Annotated in this window: 13 protein-coding genes; 10 read left to right on the plus strand and 3 right to left on the minus strand. The window is 57.3% G+C overall.

Annotation, left to right across the window (positions count from 1 at the left end; all coding sequences use genetic code 11):
* The first annotated feature begins 43 nt into the window (after nucleotides 1-43).
* The gene (locus METLU_RS28595; RefSeq protein WP_231383546.1) at nucleotides 44-184 is read left to right on the plus strand and encodes a hypothetical protein; all 141 of its coding nucleotides are present in this window, start codon (nucleotides 44-46) and stop codon (nucleotides 182-184) included.
* 193 nt (nucleotides 185-377) lie between these two features.
* Here METLU_RS28595 and METLU_RS0104700 read toward each other — a convergent pair whose 3' ends face one another.
* Nucleotides 378-2,033: a SulP family inorganic anion transporter gene (locus METLU_RS0104700; RefSeq protein WP_027157215.1), complete on the minus strand. Its 1,656-nt coding sequence runs from the start codon at nucleotides 2,031-2,033 to the stop codon at nucleotides 378-380.
* Between the two features lie 273 nt (nucleotides 2,034-2,306).
* On the opposite strand from METLU_RS0104700, the gene METLU_RS0104705 reads away from it, so the two are divergent.
* The 7 genes from METLU_RS0104705 (at nucleotide 2,307) to surE (ending at nucleotide 10,850) form a co-directional block, all read left to right on the plus strand.
* Complete coding sequence (locus METLU_RS0104705; RefSeq protein WP_027157216.1) at nucleotides 2,307-2,672, plus strand: antitoxin Xre/MbcA/ParS toxin-binding domain-containing protein; 366 nt, start codon at nucleotides 2,307-2,309, stop codon at nucleotides 2,670-2,672.
* Nucleotides 2,669-3,214, plus strand: coding sequence for an RES family NAD+ phosphorylase (locus METLU_RS0104710; protein ID WP_027157217.1), 546 nt, complete (start codon nucleotides 2,669-2,671; stop codon nucleotides 3,212-3,214). The genes METLU_RS0104705 and METLU_RS0104710 overlap by 4 nt, the downstream gene beginning before the upstream one ends.
* A 504-nt stretch (nucleotides 3,215-3,718) precedes the next feature.
* A complete protein-coding gene (locus METLU_RS0104715) occupies nucleotides 3,719-4,861 on the plus strand; it encodes a YncE family protein (protein WP_027157218.1) in 1,143 nt (380 codons plus the stop codon).
* 133 nt (nucleotides 4,862-4,994) lie between these two features.
* Entirely contained in the window at nucleotides 4,995-7,088 is a 2,094-nt protein-coding gene (locus tag METLU_RS28250) for an endonuclease (protein WP_027157219.1), read from the plus strand.
* Between the two features lie 215 nt (nucleotides 7,089-7,303).
* On the plus strand, nucleotides 7,304-7,915 hold the full coding sequence (locus METLU_RS0104725) for a nitroreductase family protein (RefSeq protein ID WP_027157220.1): 612 nt from the start codon (nucleotides 7,304-7,306) through the stop codon (nucleotides 7,913-7,915).
* 311 nt (nucleotides 7,916-8,226) lie between these two features.
* Nucleotides 8,227-9,744 carry a hypothetical protein gene (locus METLU_RS0104730; protein WP_027157221.1) on the plus strand — a complete coding sequence of 506 codons (1,518 nt, stop codon included), beginning with the start codon at nucleotides 8,227-8,229 and terminating at the stop codon, nucleotides 9,742-9,744.
* Nucleotides 9,745-9,833: 89 nt separating this feature from the next.
* Nucleotides 9,834-10,850, plus strand: coding sequence for a 5'/3'-nucleotidase SurE (surE, locus tag METLU_RS0104735; RefSeq protein WP_196806498.1), 1,017 nt, complete (start codon nucleotides 9,834-9,836; stop codon nucleotides 10,848-10,850).
* 164 nt (nucleotides 10,851-11,014) lie between these two features.
* On the opposite strand, the gene METLU_RS0104740 is transcribed toward surE, so the two are convergent.
* Nucleotides 11,015-11,281, minus strand: a complete 267-nt coding sequence (locus METLU_RS0104740; RefSeq protein ID WP_027157223.1) for a hypothetical protein — start codon at nucleotides 11,279-11,281, stop codon at nucleotides 11,015-11,017.
* A gap of 283 nt (nucleotides 11,282-11,564) precedes the next feature.
* Here METLU_RS0104740 and nifJ point away from each other — a divergent pair, with 283 nt between their 5' ends.
* A complete protein-coding gene (gene nifJ / locus METLU_RS0104745) occupies nucleotides 11,565-15,161 on the plus strand; it encodes a pyruvate:ferredoxin (flavodoxin) oxidoreductase (protein ID WP_027157224.1) in 3,597 nt (1,198 codons plus the stop codon).
* Nucleotides 15,162-15,163: 2 nt separating this feature from the next.
* The gene (locus METLU_RS0104750; RefSeq protein ID WP_027157225.1) at nucleotides 15,164-16,183 is read left to right on the plus strand and encodes a dihydroorotate dehydrogenase-like protein; all 1,020 of its coding nucleotides are present in this window, start codon (nucleotides 15,164-15,166) and stop codon (nucleotides 16,181-16,183) included.
* A gap of 118 nt (nucleotides 16,184-16,301) precedes the next feature.
* On the opposite strand, the gene METLU_RS0104755 is transcribed toward METLU_RS0104750, so the two are convergent.
* Nucleotides 16,302-17,135: an esterase/lipase family protein gene (locus METLU_RS0104755; RefSeq protein ID WP_027157226.1), complete on the minus strand. Its 834-nt coding sequence runs from the start codon at nucleotides 17,133-17,135 to the stop codon at nucleotides 16,302-16,304.
* Nucleotides 17,136-17,145: the final 10 nt, after the last annotated feature.

A 17,145-nucleotide genomic window follows, 5' to 3' on the forward strand; every position in this document is an offset into this window, starting at 1 on the left:
AATTATTAAATAGCGGGTTGATTTTATAAGGTAGAGGTACAGTATGAAAATCGGGTCAAACCCTGATTTTTTACTCAGGAATATCCGATTTGATGAGTTACAGCTTGAGAAGGTAAGTGAATGGGAAGTGGCAGGAAAGCATAAGGCTATACATAAGTCATTTAAAAATGACATTGCGCTTTGAAGGCTTACCCTTAAACTTAAAGGGCAAAGCCGCGCGGATATGCCTGTTCCCAGTGGAGGAGGCTGGGCGGGCCGAGGCCGGAAGCGGCTGTTTTTTAGCCTCCGCTTCCGTTCGGGAATTGACTGTCGTTGCAGGCAGTGGGAACGTCCGGGCCGCTTTCTATAAACAGCCTTGCCCGGCTTCCATGCAAGCTTTACTTTAGCCTGTCATCGGCGGTCATCAAGCGCGCCGCCAGTTTATGGTCGGAGAATTTTTCCAGGGCATGGCCGACCTGTTGACACTTTCCGCCTTGAGCTTCGTAGTCCCGGCTGAAGTCGTCGATAAATTCCATGACGGTATGATCGATCAGGTAGCCGTTTGAAAAATCGAACACCAGGGTTTTGCCGCCTTCAAGTTCGCTCAGCGCTTTTCTCAGCGGCAGAAAATTCGAAAACAGCGCCGATCCCAGCAATTTAACGACGATGGTCTGGCGGTCGGGCCGGTCAATTTTAAAATAAATGCGGAACATATTATCCAGCCAGACGCCGCGCATGACCTGAATCGCCAGCTTGGCGGCTATGCCGAGCGCCACACCGATCAGCAAATCCGTCGCCAGCACGCCGACAATCGTGATGACGAACAGGAACAGCTGTTCCACGCCGACAGACAGGACATGCTGGAAGGTTTTGGGCGATGTCAGGCGATAGCCGGTATAGACCAATAGCGCGGCCAGTGTCGCCAGCGGAATGCTATGGATGACATGCGGAAACAGCAGAAAAAATCCCAGGAAAATCAAACCATGGAAAAAATTGGCCCAGCCGGTTCGGGCGCCGCTTTCGATATTGGCCGAGCTGCGCACGATTTCGGCGATCATCGGCACGCCGCCCAGCAAACCGGCGACCACATTGCCCATGCCGACGGCGGCCAGATCACGGTCGAGATCGCTGGTGCGGTTATACGGGTCGAGTTTGTCCACGGCGCTGGCAACCAGCAGAGTCTCAAGGCTGCCTATCAGGCAGATGCCGATTACGGCTTCCCAGAATTCAACGGTCATGGCCTTGGAAAAGTCCGGAAAATAGAAGATGGACGTAAACTGGTCGGGAATGTCGACTAGAAATTGCGGCTGAATCAGATGTGCGTGATTGGCCAGATAGGCTTTGTCCAGAAAGAAAGCGTGGATGTGTTCATGTTGCAGACCGAAAAATTGCCCCAAACCCATGCCGGTTATCAGCACAACCAGCGGCGCCGGCACTTTCTTTAAGGTCGGGTGCCTGAGCAGCGGCCAGACAATCAGAATCGCCAGTCCGCTCAGGCCGATGAAGGCAACCGCGTGAGTAGGGTAGAGCATACTGTGCGGAATCTGGGCAATGGTTGAAAGAATACTGCCGAATTCCAGGTTGACGCCCAGCAGGACATGGCTTTGCTTGGCGATGATAATCAGGCCGATCGCGGCCAGCATGCCATGCACGACGGACGTCGGGAAAAACGAGCTCAATTGCCCGGCCCGATAGACGCCCAGCAACACTTGCAGGACGCTGGCAATGACGATTGCGCCCAGCGTATAGCGGTAGCCGGCCATCGCATCGCCTTCTCCCAGCGCCTGCACGGCGCTGTAGAGCACCACGATCAAGCCGGCGGCGGGGCCGTTGATGGTCAGATGCGAACCGTTGATCCGCGATACCAGAAGGCCCCCGACCATGGCGGAGATAATGCCGGCGGCCGGCGGAAAGCCGGAGGCCAGGGAAATGCCCAGGCACAGCGGCAAGGCCAGTAAAAAAACCAGGAAACCGGAGGCCAGATCGCGGCGCCAGTTTTCCGCCAGGCCTGCCAAACCGGTCTTGGGTAAACTAGATTGCATAGGTTTATTCATAAATTGGTCTTATTTTAAGAATCGGATTCCCAGGAATTGGGATGCTGTATATTTAAGTCGGTCTGCCATGAATGACCGGTTTGCGGTAGCCTTTGCAACCGATGCGCCTGACTTAGGTGGCAGAGTTGTCGAATTATAGCTTATTACCGGCTTTGTCGACGAAGCGGATAGGGCAGCAAGGGATTGCGTATTGATTTTTTTGATTTGTGACTTTAGATTATCGGATATGGCCCTATAATAGGACCAACATAACGGGCAAATAGCGAGGCATTTATGGCAAGCGTGGATTTTTTACATGAGGTTATTAACGATGAAGGCTATGTGGCCGCGAATTCGCTGGCCAGGGTTCTTCACATTACGCAGCATGACCTTGCCGAGGTGACGGGGCTGTCGCGCGACTCCGTTTCCAAGAGCAACCGGGTCAAGAGCAAAACGACACAGGCCCGATTGCGGGACACCGTCGAAATCATCAATCATGTAGCGGAATGGTCCGGCGGCGCAGGCCGCGCCTTTGCCTGGTTCCGTTCCCAGCCGCTGCCCTCGTTCGGCGATAAAACCGCCGAGGATCTCGTCAAGGAAGGCCGCGCGGCCGCCGTTAAAGCCTATCTCTCCCGCATCGCCGACGGCGGCTACGCTTGAAAGTACCCACCAGCCAATTCACCGGAATAGTTTATCGAGCCCATCATCCCATGTGGGCCTACACGCCCCTCTCAGGGGAGGGCGCAAAAAGGCACGGCGGGCGCTTCAACCGGCCCGGCAACAGCGCACTCTACACCTCACTGGACCCGACCACAGCCTGGATGGAAGCGCAACAGGGTTTCCCGTTCAAGCCCCAGCCCATGACGCTGGTGGCGTACCAGGTTGACTGCGCCCATATCGCCGATCTGAATGATCACAAAATACAACAGTTTATCGATTGCCCGCTAGGCTGCGCCTGGGAGGACATGGCCTTCCGTAACCTGGAGCCGCCGACCTGGCTGCTGGCCGATCGACTGCAGGCCTGCGGCATCGCCGGCATTCGGGTGCGCAGCTTCGCGCCCGGCTGCTCGACGGACAACCATAACCTGGTGTTGTGGCGATGGTCGGATGCGGAGCCTCACTCGGTGCAGGTCATCGATGATCTGGGCCGGCTGCCGAAGACGCCTGACTCGTGGGCTGGCGGGGTGGAGGTTGATAAGTAGACATGAATTTAAAAGCGATTTTTTAAAAATTCAGATTCCAGACTCGTATTCCCATCTGATGTTACGCAGACAATTGGCCCCTACGTCAAATGACGCCTGTAGGGTCGAACTAATTCGACCCGAGACGCCTTGTTAGTCATTGAGTGCGAATAGTGCGAATACCCAAAGGGCACAAGTGAATTCGCACCTACAAGCGCATTGGGCCGCTTTCGGTCAAGGCGGCTCAAGAGCGGTAGTGCCCGGGAGCGGCAAACGGCATAAAAAAGCTGCCCGTGCGTAACATCAGTTCCCATGACAGAAATCAATTGGTCATGCCCCCGATTGTGATAATTAGAATATTGATTGAATGTTCTACTTTGCTAACACAATTCAAATAATCGTGTCGAAATCGGCGAAGTAGCCAAAATGTCATGATCTCTTGAGGCCGCGCAGGGTAAGGGATCATGAGTCCGACCTTAAAAGGTTCTGCCATCACATCTTCCGCGGGAAGAAAGGCGGCTTGCTATGCAGACCCATAGAACAAAACCGGTATTCCTCGTTGCTCTGCTGATGATACTGATCATGGCGCCAAGGGCATGGGCCGATACGGCCTATGTCGCCAACGAGCAGAGTGTCACTATCTCCGTAATCGATACAAACACGGACACCGTAACCGCTACCATCGGTCTGGGCTCGGACCCCGCCATAACAGGCACGCCGCAGCCGGATGGACCGTTAAACGGCGAAGCCGACCATCACAAACCCTTCTATAACGGGCATGTGGACCCGCACGGGCTGTGGCTCACGCCCGACGGTTCGATCCTGCTCGTGGCCTGCCGCATCTCGGGGACTGTCGTAGCCATCGATACGGCGACCAACAACGTCCTCGGCTATACACCCGTAGGCCGGGAGCCTCATCTTGCCACCGTACACCCGAACGGGGACGAGGCCTGGGTGGCAGTTCGCGGCGAGGACTATATCGACGTGCTGAAGCTTGACGACGATGATCTCTTCAAGCCCGGCCTGCGGCGCACCGATCGCATGGAAATCACAAATACCATCAGCACCATGCGCGGGCCATCGATGGTCTCCTTCACCTCCAACGGACAGTTCGGTTTTGTGGTTTCCGGCAAGGAAGCGGTGGTCCAGAAGATCAATGCCAGTACACATAAAGTCATCGCCAGCGCGGCCGTGCCGGCACCCTTCAGCCCCTTCGGCCTGGTGACGCCTGACGACCAGGAACTGTATATCGTCCATAAGGGCGCGGGCACACTGTCGATATTGCGCACCAGCGATCTTGGCGCCATCACGACGTTAAATGTGGGGCCGCGCGCCAACCACATCTTCTTCGTCGGCGGCCTGGCCTATGTCACCATTGGCGGGCCGGCGCCCAGTCCCGGTAATCCCGACCCCGAGGGGAAGATCGTGATTATTGATCGCGCAACACGGGCTATCGTGAACCAGCTCACCGGACCGGCGTTCAAAGGCGAGCCGCACGCCATCTGGTCCACTGAGGACCAGAGCAAGCTCTATGTAGGCCATGAGCGCGGCAATCAGGTAACGGTCATCGTCGCCAACGGTCTCAATGATGCGTCCGATGATAAGGTCCTGACCACGATCAGCGACCCGTTCATCAAACGGCCGATCGATATTGTCGTCAAGCCGTAGCCGCTCCCAAGAAGGACAAGGAGCGGAGGGATTTTTGAACCTGTCGGCTGGCCGGGAATCTGCGCCTGCTTCATGACAAGGCCATGTATCCTTGACGGAAAGAGGCAATGCTTATTATTGACGAGGAGAAAATATGAAGAACTTCGAGAACATCCTCAAACAAACCGAGCAGCGCTATTTCAATAGAAACAGGGAGCGGAACGAAAAGACCAAGCTCATCAGAGAAGGAAAGATATTTGAGGCAAATCCGCCGGAATTGGTTGAAAACCGATTATCCCGCCTCAACGCCGATTCCAGTACGGCCAGGGCGATTATCGGCGAAGGATTGAAATTTACGCCAACCAAACCCAGTGTTCCTCCTCCCCGGAACTTTCCCATAGCGCTGGAGCGGATACTGGGCACGAACGATTTTATGGGCATCGGTTTTCTCGAAAAAGGCCTGTCCATCTCTCACGCTGTGGCGCGCGTACAGATCAAGAGTTCTCAAGGCGCTGTGGTCGGCTACGGGACGGGTTTCCTGGTTTCGCCCCGGTTGCTGATGACCAATAATCATGTTCTCGAAGCGCGCGAAGCTGCGACCGCCAGCCTGGCAGAGTTCAATTTTCAGGTTGGCCTTGATGGTCAGTTCAAGATTTCCCGCGTTTTCCAGTTCGCGCCCGAGGAGTTCTTTCTGACCGATCCGACGCTTGATTATACCCTTGTTGCATTGCGCCCGGACCCGGGCCTGGCCGAGTTCGGCTGGCTTCGCCTCATTCAGGAGTCGGGCAAGCTGATGGTCGGGGAGTGGGTTAACATCATTCAACATCCCAATGGTGAACCGAAGCAGCTGGCGCTTCGTGAAAACCGCGTAGTGGACGAGCTTGAGCGGTTCCTGCACTATCAGACAGACACGGCGCCGGGCTCCTCCGGCTCGCCGGTATTCAACGACCAGTGGGAAGTCGTCGCGCTCCACCATTCCGGCGTGCCTGAGCGCGACCCTCAGGGCAATGTGCTGACGACGGACGGCCGCCGTTGGGAACCCTGGATGGGAGAGCACCGCATTGCCTGGAAAGCCAACGAGGGAGCGCTGGTCAGCCGGCTTGTGGCTCATATCAAGAACCAGCGTTTGAACGCCGCACAGCAGCGGATGCGGACAGAAATGTTCGAAGCGGCTCCGCCATTCATTCATGTACCCGAAGTTGATTTATCGGCGGACAAATCCGGCATTCCGCTCCAATCGCAACCTGAATTAAACAGGGACGGCGGAATGACCTGGACGATTCCCCTACGCATCCATGTCAGCCTGGGCAGAGCAGTCCCGGCCGGAGTTGCCCCGATATCGGAACAGCCGTCTGAAACAGAGCCTGCCGCGCCGCCCGGAGAAGATGCAGCGCTCCGGGAAGCGCTGAACGAGCTGGCATTGGCCGAGACCCGAGCTTATTACGATGCGGAGACGGATGCGCGAGCGGCGGACGCGTATTATGCCGATATCCCTGCCAGCATCTCCGGCACAAGCCTGTTCGAGAAGCTTAATCAATTGCTGCGGTCCACGCACCGGACCCGGATCGCGTATAAACCGGCGCGCCATGTCTATCCCTGGGTGGATCTGCATCCGGACCGCAGGATACGCAGCATCTATTCAGGTCAGGATTTCGAGCCGGAAACGCTTATCCGCGAGGATTTCAGGATTGACCAGGAGCGCGCGGCGAAAATGCGCGAATTCCTCCTTAAAGAGAGCAGTCCGTCTCCTGAAAGAATCGCAGAAGAACTGGACTTTCTGGAAAGTCAGGCTCCCTACAATTGTGAGCATGTGGTTCCGCAGTCCTGGTTCGGCAAGCGCGAGCCGATGCGCGGCGATCTTCATCATCTGTTTGCCTGCGAAACCCGATGCAACAGTTTCCGCTCAAACATTCCCTACTACGATTTTCCCGATTTCGAGGAAGCCGTCATGGACATGTGCGGCAAGCGTTTAGGAGACGACAAGTTCGAACCGCTCAGAGGCAAGGGCGCCGTAGCGAGGGCGGCGCTGTATTTTATGCTGCGTTACCCCGGCGAAGTAGGCGATGAAGGCCGCGAAATGCAGGCGGATCGCCTGCCGACACTGCTGGCCTGGCACAGGGCTAACCTGCCGGACGAATACGAAAAGCACCGCAACATGGCCATCTACGAGAAGCAGGGGAACCGGAATCCATTGATCGACCGGCCGGAGTGGGCGGACAACGTCGAGTTCACGCTCGGTATAAGCTGAAGGCATAGCAGTAGGACTGCCGGAACGCACTGAGTTGTTGGCGATGCCGGCACGCAGCACCGTAGCACCGTAGGGTACGCACTGCGTACCTCTCCAAAGCCGCAACGAGTCAGATAGGGTTTGAAAAAGGTATGCGCTGCATACCCTACAAAACTTAGGAGATATTGCAATCGGTCAATTGTCTAAATGCAATTCAAAAACCCGGAGAAGCCGTTATGTCCGACAAAAAAGCCTCACCTGATTATCCCGTACACGAGTTTATAGCGGCACGTTGGAGCCCTTACGCCTTCGCGGGCCGGCCGGTTCCGGAGGACGATCTTCGCTCGCTGTTTGAAGCGGCCCGCTGGGCGCCGTCTTCCTATAACGAGCAGCCCTGGAGCTATATCATAGCGACGAAGGACAATCCCGAGCAGTTTCAGGAGCTTCTGTCCTGCCTGGTTGAGGGCAATCAGGTTTGGGCGAAGGCCTCGCCGGTGCTGGCTTTGGGCATCGTCAGCCTGAAGTTCGCGCGCAACGGCAAGGTCAATCGGGCCGCCGTTCACGACCTTGGCCTTGCCGCAGGCAACCTGCTGTTCGAAGCCACCGCCAGGGGACTAGTTGTTCACCAGATGATCGGCATTCTGCCGGATCGGGCGCGCGAGGTGTATGCGATACCCGAAGATTCGGAGGCGTGGACGGCGCTTGCCATCGGCTACAAGGGCGATATAGCCGGCCTGCCTGATAATCTGAAAGAGCGCGATCTGGCGCCGAGACAGCGCAAGCCGTTGAGCCAGTTTGTATTCAGCGGCAAATGGGGAAGTCCATCGCCGCTGGCGACTAAGCCGTGAGGCTTGGGAAAACGCAAGGCAACTTGCGTATCTGTGGCGACCATTCTGTCATCACGCACTGATGAAAGGGCGATTAAACCAGCCCATCCGGATGCAGATGGCGGATTAATCCACGAGAGCGCAAAAAAATCCTTTCAGCCTGTTGATTAGAGTCAACTAAAAGGCGGCCTGTCCACGTGAGCGGAACGAAAGCGGGATAGCCGGGTCAACTTTTGCATCAACTAGATGACGGCGGCATAAGAATATGCTAACACGCGAGCGCATCTCACCGCGCTCCGTTTCACTCCAACCATCATGGTCGAGGAGGATTTATGAGATTACGCCTGCTTTGGTTCGTGCTCGTTGCAATGATCTTTTCCGCACCCGCGATGAGCCACTCAAATAACGGTTCGAACAACAATCAACTCCCTGAATCGCTCGAGCAGAAGGTCCGGAATCTTCAAGCCGATCTCGAGGCGAAGGGCTACAAGGTCACGCGCGGCTTCTGGGACCTGTTCACGATCGAGGATTGCCAGTTCTCGATCGCCGTGGTTGGGAACTGTTTCGGGAACAACCCCGCGTCGCCTTATATCAATCCCTCCGTTCCGCTCTGGCCGGACGAATTCGTGGACGAGCACATAAAGGACCTGCTCGGACCGATGCCGGAGGACACCCAGGTCAACTTCCGCCTCGATGAGCGGGAGGCGCTGGTCGTGCTGGCGCAGCTTCCGCCGCCCGGGAAATTTTTCGGGATGCACACCTACGTCTTCTCGCGCGAAGGGATCATCGACCCCGCGAATCTGGTCTTCCAGTCGGTCACGGACCCTTTCCTGCGGGATCTGCTCTTTGCCGCTTCGCCGACACCTTCCCGCTCACAGGTGCTCGCGACCTTCGGCAACAGCATCAACAACGTCGTCATCGAGCGGCAGTCCGGAGCGGCTTTTGACCAGCAGCGCTTCTTCATCATCACGCCGGACGCGGTGATGGAGCGGGCAGTGACCGAGGCGCTGCTGCGGGCGGGCGTCCCCGATCGCAATCAGGTGTTTACCACTCCCGTGTCAACGGAGGTTTTCCGGGCAGGGCTAGGGCCCGAGGCGGATGACCTGTCGATCTTCATCCGCTATACACGTCCGGAGGACGAGGCAGCCGGTGAGCAGTGGCGTCAGCAGCTTCCGCTGGCCGTGCTCCGGGTGAGGGACATGAACACGGCGCGTCCCACCGAGCCTTATCCCAAGCCCGCTTATGATGAGCGGATCGCCCGCTCCGAGCTGGGGCTCCAAGGTGAATTCGCGGCTCTGATCGAGGCAGTCAAACAGCACTGGGGACAGACCTTCGCTCCCGAGCAGCCGTTCCAGAACTTGGAACTGGCCGTGGATCTCGTCGGGCAGCACTGCCTGGAACGGCCCATGAACTGCATTGGCGACAACCAGGACGAAGACTGGCGGCTCAGCCAGCGTTACAGCATCGATTCGGGCCAAGTGCTTGCCGTCATGGGTACTCTCAAAACGGCCACCGGCAATGCCACGTACTCAAGCATCGCGCTCAATCGCTCGTCGGTTCTCCAGGGCATCGGAAACGTCTTCGACGAAGAGCTCGCAGGGACTGCGTCGGCGTTCTCGGAAACGGTCGGCAACACCGACCCGTTTTACGTCCAGTACTTCGCGCGCGACTGCACAGGGCTCTCCCATTGTTTCGAAGTCACGGAGGAGATGATTCCGAAAGGCGAGACAGTGACATTCATCGAGCGGAACTACGTTGTTCCGGGTACGGCCCGGGGTGCCGATTCCAGGCAGATGCTGACCTCATTGGTCATCGTCTTCGATGGCAAGGCTCGGCCGCAGAGCCCCTGACCAGTATGCGGCTGTGAGCGTCCACAGAGCCGCAGAGAGGTTCCATGACGCAGGCGTGGCTGCAAAATACCGATACGTGGAGGTATACCATGCGTCCTAACGATCGTAAACACCGCAAACTCTTCAACGCTGCGCTCGCCGCCTTGTTGTTCGTGTCCTCGCCCGACATCTGGGCACTTACGATCGCCCTCAGTGATGACGACGGCTGGGATGCAATCGGGATCCAAGCCGCCAAGCGGGCACTGGCAGTCGCCGGCCATACCGTGGTCCTCGCTGGCCCGCTCAATGAGCAAAGCAGCAGCAGTGCGGGGCTCAACATGACGGACCTCCTGATTACCAAGCGCCGGGATGACGAGGGTGCGCTCGAGTATTCCGTGGCCATTGGCGACGGGACGGAAGGCGCCGAACCGGCGACCAGCGCTCTCGTTGCCATCGATATCGCGCGGCAACGCGCCGGCCGGCTGCCCGACCTGCTGGTGTCCGGCATCAACATCGGCGCCAACATCGGCGCTGCTACCCAGTTTTCGGGTACAGTCGGTGCCGCCATTGCCGCGCTGTCTCCCATGCTCAATGGCGCTGTCCCCGCCATCGCGATCAGCACCGATCCGTTGTGCGGCGAGTCCACGCCTGATTGCAGTGCACGGAATGAGGCCCATTTTGCGCAGGTGGCGGACTTTCTCGTTAATGTCATTGCCCACCTCGAACGTGAGGCTGGCTCCTTAGCGGGCGAAAAGGGCCTGTTGCCACAAGGATTAGGTCTCAACATCAACTACCCGCCGCTAGCCGAGCCCGCCGGCATCCTTGTCACACGGCAGGGTCGCACGGTCACCTTTATGGACGATCTGGTCGTGAGCTTTGGTGCCGATACGGTTACCGTCAACATCGGCTGTCGTGAGCCTTGCGCCGATGTACCAGTCGGCACCACGCTCCCGGGCGGGATCACGGAGATTGCCCCGGACGAGACGCCCGAGCTCCCAGGCACCGACACCACGTGGTATTCGAAAGGGTACATCACCGTTGTGCCAATCACGCCCGACTATACGGCCGACACATCGAGTCTTTTCCCTCTCAAGATAGATATTAAGACGGGTATGGGGAGGCGATAGGCGGCGATGTCCGTTCCTTGCATGAGGAAAAGGGCAGTTCCATGATGTTGGAATATGAGCCCGCGTAGGGCGCATTAGCGATAGCGTAATGCGCCGAATGGAAGCTAACATGCGGCGGAATACGCTACGCTATTCCGCCCTATGAGCTAAGATAGTTTGGTCAATTATTTGGACAATCTCGCCCTGATCCGGTCATAGGTTGCTTTCAGTTCTTCACCGACTACTTTAGCCTTTTCAATATATTCCTCAGAGGTTTCCACCGTATCATCGGCGATGTCTGCCGCTTTCTGGGTAAAAGCGTTCCAGTTTTTTTCGACCCCCTCAAACTCGTCCCTGGCTTCCATGGAACCTAAATGCAGTTTCAGCTTGATTTCATCACGCTCGGTTTTTAAGGATTCGAGCAACTTTTCAAAATCTTCTTTTAATGCCATGACATACCTCTGTTTTTGCTTGATTGACAAATCGGGGAACATTTTTCGGCGAAAATCGAGCCGCCTTTGAGATTAAGACAGAGTCTCTTCAGGTCTGTTCATTTCTCATGAGTTTAAGATGCTTTGGTACAAAGAACGGATGATTATGTGGCTGTTCTGGAAAATAGAGCGAATATTTTGATGTTCCAGGTGTCACAGAGGAATCAATTGATGCGAATCAACATCGAATAGTTGCGGCAGGACCATGAGGCACTGCAACAGCAGTTATTTACGGGGACGATTGATGTCAAAAGCAACCACCATCACGATTGACGGCAATGAAGCGGCAGCGCAGGTCGCTTACCTGACCAATGAAGTCATCGCCATCTATCCGATCACGCCGGCCTCGCCTATGGGAGAGTGGTCCGACACCTGGGCCTCGGAAGGGCGCAGGAATATCCGGGGCGCGCAGCCGCAGGTAATTGAAATGCAAAGCGAAGGCGGCGCGGCCGGCGCCGTGCACGGCGCCCTGCAAAACGGCGCGCTGACCACGACCTTTACGGCCTCGCAGGGACTGCTGCTGATGATTCCGAATATGTACAAGATCGCCGGCGAACTGACGTCGACGGTCTTTCATGTCGCGGCCCGCACGCTGGCGACGCATGCCTTGTCGATCTTCGGCGACCACAGCGACGTGATGGCGGCCCGGGCCACGGGCTTTGCGTTCTTGTCGGCCAATTCGGTGCAGGAAGTCATGGACTTCGCCCTGATTGCGCAGGCGGCAACGCTGGCCGCGCGCATCCCGATCGTGCATTTTTTCGACGGCTTCAGGACTTCGCATGAGATTGCCACGATCGAGCCTGTCGATGAAGCGACGGTTCGGGCCATGATCGACGACGATCTGATAGACCAGCACCGCCGTCGCGCCTTGTCGCCGGACCATCCGGTCCTGCGCGGCAGCGCCCAGAATCCCGATGTGTTTTTTCAGGCGCGGGAAAGCGCCAATCCCTATTACCAGGCCATGCCCGGTATCGTGCAGGCCATGATGGACCGCTTTGCCGGGCTGACCGGACGCCAGTATCGCCTGTTTGACTATGTCGGCGCCGAGGATGCCGAAAGGGTCATCGTGCTGATGGGCTCCGGTGCCGAAACCGCCGAGGAAACCGTCCAGCATTTAACCGCGCGCGGGGAAAAAGTCGGCGTGCTGAAAGTCCGCCTGTTCCGTCCGTTTGCCCCTGAGGCCTTGGTCGATGCCTTGCCGGCCGCGCTGCGCAGCCTGGCGGTGCTGGACAGAACCAAGGAGTCGGGTGCCGACGGCGAACCTTTATACAAGGATGTTTTGACCGCGATTACGCGCGACTATCTGGGCGACAATCCCCGATTCGCCCGGTTGCCCAAAATCGTCGGCGGCCGGTATGGGTTGTCCTCGAAAGAATTTACGCCGGCCATGGTCAAGGGCATCTTCAATGAACTGGCCAGGGAACGGCCCAAGCACCCGTTCACGGTCGGCATTATCGATGATGTCACGCAGACCCATCTGGACTGGGACCCGTCATTTCGCACCGATGCAGCCCAAGCTACGGTCAGCGCGGTGTTTTTCGGCTTGGGCAGCGACGGCACGGTCAGCGCCAACAAGAATTCGATCAAGATCATCGGCGATAAATCGCAGCTTCAAGCGCAGGGCTATTTTGTCTACGATTCCAGAAAAGCCGGCGCCGTCACGGTCTCTCATTTGCGGTTCGGTCCCGAGAAAATCCGTTCCAGCTACCTGATCGGCGATAACGAGGCCAGTTTTGTGGCCTGCCATCAGTCGGTATTTCTGGAGCGCTATCCCATGCTGGACAAAGCGGCTCCGGGGGCTGTGTTTCTGCTGAATACCTCTGTTCCCGCCGATCAGGTCTGGGATAGTCTGCCGCGTCGTTTTCAGGAGGTTATCATTGAAAAAAACATCGCTTTCTATGCGATTGATGCTTATGAAATCGCCAGAAACTGCGGCCTGGGGCGGCACATCAATACAGTCATGCAGACCTGCTTCTTCGCCCTGTCTCATATTATTCCGCTCGATGAGGCGCTTGACGAAATCAGGGCCGCCGGGCAGAAAACCTACGCCAAGGCCGGAAAGCGCATACAGCAGGCCAATCTTGACGCGATCGACGCAGCGCTGGCCAAGTTGCATCAGATCGCCGTGCCCCAACAGGCGGACAGCGCGATTGAAATGCCGTCCGCCGTGGCCGCCGACGCGCCTGATTATGTGCAGCGGCTGACCGCCGAGATGATTGCCGGACGCGGCGACTCCTTGCCGGTCAGCCGCTTCGATCCCGATGGCACCTTTAAAACCGGCACCGCCGCCTTCGAAAAGCGCAATCTTGCTCTCGAGATTCCGGTCTGGGAGCCCGATATCTGCATCCAGTGCGGCAAGTGTGTGTTCGCTTGCCCGCACAGCGTAATTCGCAGCAAGCTGTTTACCGCCGACAGCGTTAAAAATGCGCCGCCGACGTTCAAATCCGTGCCGGTCAAAAGCAAGGCCCTCGGCAGCGATCTTTTGATCAGTTATCAGGTCGCGCCCGAAGACTGCACCGGCTGTACCCTGTGCGTGCAGGTCTGCCCGATCCGCGACCGCGAAAATCCCGAGCGCAAAGCCGTCAATATGCATCCGCAGCCGCCGCTGCGCGCTCAGGAGCGCGAGAACTGGAACTTTTTCCTGCAAATACCGGAGCCGGACCGCCGCCGGCTGCACCCCAACAAGCTGCCCGAAGCCATGCATCTTCAGCCCTTGTTCGAGTTTCCAAGCGCGTGTCCGGGCTGCGGCGAAACGCCGTACCTGCGGCTGGTCAGTCAGCTGTTCGGCGATCACATGGTGATAGCTAATGCGACCGGCTGTTCATCGATTTATGGCGGCAATCTGCCGGCGACGCCGTGGACTAAAAACGCCGAGGGGCGCGGTCCCGCCTGGTCCAATTCCTTGTTCGAGGACAATGCCGAATTCGGCTTGGGCATGCGCATCGCCATCGATCAGCAAACCCAGTACGCGCGCGAGCTGCTGCAAAGCCTGCGTGATCAGGTCCGCCCGGAACTGGCCGATGCGATTCTCGATGCCGACCAAGGCGACGAGGCCGGCATCTACGACCAGCGCCAGCGCGTCATCGAGCTGAACCAGCGGCTGCAAGGCATCGCTTCCGATGCGGCAGGCCGCCTGCTGAAAGCATCGGAAAACCTAGTCAAGCGCAGCGTCTGGATTGTCGGCGGCGACGGCTGGGGTTATGACATCGGCTTCGGCGGTCTGGATCATGTGTTGGCTGCCGGCCGCGATGTGAATATTTTGCTGCTCGATACGGAAGTGTATTCAAACACCGGCGGTCAGACCTCCAAGGCTACACCCAGGGGCGCCGTCGCCAAGTTTTCGGCGGCCGGCAAGACTACCCCTAAAAAGGATCTGGCGCGGCTGGCGATGGATTACGAACAGGTCTATGTGGCCCAGGTCGCCTTTGGCGCCAAGGACATTCAGACCCTGCACGCGTTTCTGGAGGCCGAATCCTATCCGGGCACTTCGCTGATTATTGCCTACAGCCCCTGCATCGCGCATGGCGTCGACCTGTCGAACAATCTGCGGCAGCAGGATCTGGCCGTGCGCAGCGGCCACTGGCCTTTACTGCGCTTTGATCCGAGACGGGCGGCGCAGGGCCAGAATCCGCTGACCCTGGACAGCCAGAAACCGTCCATCCCTTACCGGGACTTTGCCATGACCGAGGCGCGATTCAGTATTTTGAGCCGCACGCATGCCGAGCAGTCGGAGCGCCTCATGCACCAGGCCCAGCGCGATGTGAACGACCGCTATCGGCATTACCGATTGCAGGCCGAGCAGCCGTCTGGCATGCAGAATAAAAATGAACAAGGAGACTGATCATGAGCAGCATAGACCTGAGTACAAACTATATGGGGCTTAAACTGGCCAATCCGCTGGTGCCTTCATCATCGCCCCTGTCGCGCGGCATCGATTCGGCGCGCCGCCTCGAAGACGCCGGCGCATCGGCCCTGGTCATGTACTCGCTGTTTGAGGAAGAACTGCGCAACGAAGAGAAAATGACGGCGCGTTTTCTGATTCATCAGACCATAGGTCACGGCGAAGCCGAGAGTTTTCTGCCTTTTGACAGTCATTTTCAGCAGGGACTGGATCAGTATCTGGAACATCTTGCGGCCTTGAAAAATACGCTGAACATCCCGGTCATCGCCAGTCTTAACGGTATTTCCCTGAATGGCTGGGTGGAAAACGGCAGATTACTCGAAGAGGCCGGCGCCGATGCACTGGAGCTGAATGTCTACTACCTGGATACCGATCTTTATGAGACCAACATGGATGTGGAAAACCGCTATCTGGAATTGCTGCGGGTGCTGCGCCGGCGGGTGGACATTCCGATTGCGATGAAGCTGTCTCCTTACTTCAGCGCGCTGCCTTATTTTATCAAGGAACTGGAAAACGAAGGGGTCGATGCTGTGGCGCTGTTCAACCGTTTTTACCAGCCTGATATTGATATCGATAACCTGCAAATCATCCCGCAACTGCATCTTTCCACCTCCGCCGATGCGCTGCTGGCCATGCGCTGGATCGCCATTCTTTACGGCAGGGTCAGATTGTCGATGGCCGCGACCGGCGGCGTGCACACTGCCGCTGACGTCATCAAGCTGCTGCTGGCCGGCGCCGACGTCACGCATCTGTGCGCCACGCTGCTGCTGCACGGACCGGAACAGCTGACGCGCATCAAAGCCGGTCTGATGGCCTGGATGGAACAGCATGAGTATGCTTCGGTCAAGGCAATGAAAGGCCGTTTAAGCCAGCAGTTTTGCGCCGATCCCGAATCGTTCGAACGCACCAATTATATTGCCGTGCTGGACAGCTACAGTTCTCCGCCGGGGATGCGGCGTTGATTTGCAGAGGTGCACAGCAGCAGGTGTAGGCTGGGTTGATAAACCCAGCCTTTCGGGGCCGCCCATGCCGGGTTTCCGCTAAGGCTCCAACCCAGCCTACACATGCTTTTCAGCTCAGTTATACCTGGCAGTTCCGTAAACGCTCCACAATTTCTTCATATCCGCGCAGATAATCGAAATGAACAGGCTTGCCGTCCAGGCCCTTATCCAGATCATGCCCGATTTCATCGAAATGGTCAGCGGGCCAGGGCGGGGTAATGGCTTCCCAGCCGACGCGCAGGGCTGACGAAACCGGCACCATGCCGTCGTTTTCCCCGTCTGTGGCTTTTGCGAGGTATCCATAGGTCGGCAGCAGCAATTTGCACGTCTTCAATGAACCATCGCGCCCGCTGCCGGCCACGCAGAAATAGTTGAGACGGGGGTTGTCGATATACGTGTCGTTGAATTTGCGTATAGGCTCGGCGGTTAAATCGTGCAAACCATCAAGCCAATGGAATTTATCGGCTATGTCGCGGATGACTCCCTCGATGGCGCCTACCAGGGGGATCTTGGATTCACCGTCCGCGAATGATTCGCAAAGATCGGCCAGCGGCGAGCCTTGATGCGGCGTGCCGATCGTGGTCAGCGAGCAGACCCGGTCGGCAATATTGCCGGGATTGGCCGGAGACAGCAGATAACGGCCGTCCAGTCCGCCCATGCTATGGGCGATGATATGCACTTTTTTGTCCGGGTCCAGGACGGGCGGTGCGCCGGTCTGGCCCAATGCCTTGAGAATCTGCCGCTTCAGTTCATCGCCGCGCACGTCAATGCCGCCGACAGGATGAACTTGAGTGACCAGTACCCGGGCCTGGAATCGGCTTTCCAGATGTTCTTTGATGCCGTTGAAGTAGTCGACTTGTAAAACAGGCAGGGTATCAAACCCGAGCAGACCGTGTGTCAGGATTATGTTCATATTGCACCTC

The organism is Methylobacter luteus IMV-B-3098, assembly GCF_000427625.1.
Lineage (GTDB): Bacteria > Pseudomonadota > Gammaproteobacteria > Methylococcales > Methylomonadaceae > Methylobacter > Methylobacter luteus.